General features: G+C 60.2%; 2 protein-coding genes. One reads left to right on the top strand and one right to left on the bottom strand.

Going from position 1 to position 1,961, the window contains the following annotated elements; translation table 11 throughout:
* A partial coding sequence (locus HKD27_RS16195; protein WP_062493476.1) for a recombinase family protein occupies positions 1-389 on the bottom strand: 389 nt, incomplete at its 3' end.
* Between the two features lie 139 nt (positions 390-528).
* Between HKD27_RS16195 and HKD27_RS16190 the strand changes: the two genes are divergently transcribed.
* Positions 529-1,961 (top strand): DUF4158 domain-containing protein (locus HKD27_RS16190; RefSeq protein WP_194690217.1); only part of this gene is annotated, 1,433 nt, incomplete at its 3' end.

Below are 1,961 nucleotides of genomic sequence, written 5' to 3'. Positions count from 1 at the left end.
GCAATCCCGTCGCGTGTACGTTCTGAGATCAGTCGCCGCTCAAAATGCGCAATGGCGCCGAAGACGTGGAAGATCAGCTCTCCGGCTGCGGAGGAAGTGTCGATTTTCTCCTCCAGGCTGAGCAACGCTATTCCGCGTGAGCGGAGCATGGTCACCGTTGTCAGCAACTCTCCCAGTGAACGACCGAGGCGGTCGAGCCGCACAACCGCAAGCGTATCGCCCTTGCGTGCGTATTCCAGCAGCTCGTCCAGTCCTGGTCGCTCCATGCTCTTGCCCGACATCACATCGGTGAACACACGGATCGTACCGGCTTCTTCCAATCGCATACGCTGCCCGGCCACATCCTGATCACCGGTACTGACACGCGCGTATCCCAGAATGCCGCCCATGGCGCCGTCTCCCAAACGACCGTTCTGTGGACACTGAGTGAATGACCATTCCGGATCGACAATATCCGTCCACATAATGCGTCTCTTTACTCTCCGCTGTCCATAGCCGAGACTGACCTTTTGTGGACGGAATGACAGCGTGACCAGGCTCAAACATCACCTGCTGACAGCCCAGGAACGGGATCAGATGCTCGCCATCCCGACAGACCGGGACAGTCTGGTCCGCCTTTACACTTTCGAGCCATCGGATCTGGATATCATCGGTTCCCGGCGCAGGCGACGCACCCAGATGGGCGTTGCCGTGCAACTGGCGTTACTCAGGCACCCGGGAACAACACTGGCTCAGTTTGTGCAGGACGTCGGATCGACGCCATCCGCGTTGGTCGCCTTCGTGGCAGACCAACTTGAGCTTTCCGGCAGCGACCTCGCCGATTACGCCGCGCGGGAGCAGACGATGACCGATCATGCCCGCGATCTGATGACGATCCTTGGCCTGCGCGCGCCCCAGAGAGTCGATATCCCGTTCATGATCGAGGCTGCGGCAAACGCAGCCTGGGCCACGGACAGCGGCATCGTAATCGTCCGGGCCGTGATGGACGCGCTACGCCATGCCAAAATCGCACTCCCTTCGATTTCAACCATCGAACGCGCCAGCATTGCGGGACGGGCGCGGGCCCGACGGAAGACCGCGCAGGCGTTAACGCAGGGCCTCACAGGCGATCAGGTCACGGCGCTGGATCGGCTTTTCGCCACAACGCCTGAAGGGAGCATCAGCCAACTTGCCTCGCTCAAGACCATACCGGTTGCCGTCAAGCCGGATCACATCAAGCGCATTCTGGAATTGTTGAGACAGGTTCGACAGATCGGGATTGATCCCGTCGTCGCCAAGCGCATTCACATCGACCGCTTTCACCAATACGTCCGGGAAGGCCGGATATCTCCGGCCTCGATGATCGAGCGCTACACGCCATCACGCCGTTACGCCACGCTCGTCGCTTTCCTGATCGATGCCGAGGAACGTCTGACGGACAGCGCCCTGGACATGGCTGACAAGCTGGTCGGCAGCATCTTTACCCGGGCACGGAACACAAAGGCCCGCAGCTTTTCGGCAACGTCGAAGAACGTCGCACGCCTGATGCGCCTGTTTCAGGCGACCATCGATGCCTTGGCCGAGGCGGCCAGCGACGGCAGAGATCCCATGGAAACTCTGGATGCCACGGTCGGATGGGCGACCCTGTTGAAAGCAAGGTCAGAGGTTGGGGCGATCGCCAGGACTGCCGACCTCGATCCTCTGACAGCCGCTGCGGAGCGTTATATTACCCTTCGAAAATTCGCGCCCGATCTGCTGGAAACGCTGGAATTCCAGGCAGGAAGAGGAGGCGCCAAGACCCTGGCTGCGATCACGTTGTTGCGGAACCTCAACAGAGCAGGCAAACGCGATTTACCTGGCGACGCACCGATGCCGTTTCGCAAGGAATGGCAGAAGATCGTTATCGATCAGGATGACAAGCCCAACCGGCGTCTGTGGGAAATCGCGACGCTCGCGCATTTGCGCAACAAGCTGCGTTCCGG

It is taken from the genome of Gluconobacter sp. R75690 (genome assembly GCF_015244525.1).
Classification (GTDB): domain Bacteria; phylum Pseudomonadota; class Alphaproteobacteria; order Acetobacterales; family Acetobacteraceae; genus Gluconobacter; species Gluconobacter potus.
This window is presented reverse-complemented; position numbering and strand designations above follow the sequence as displayed.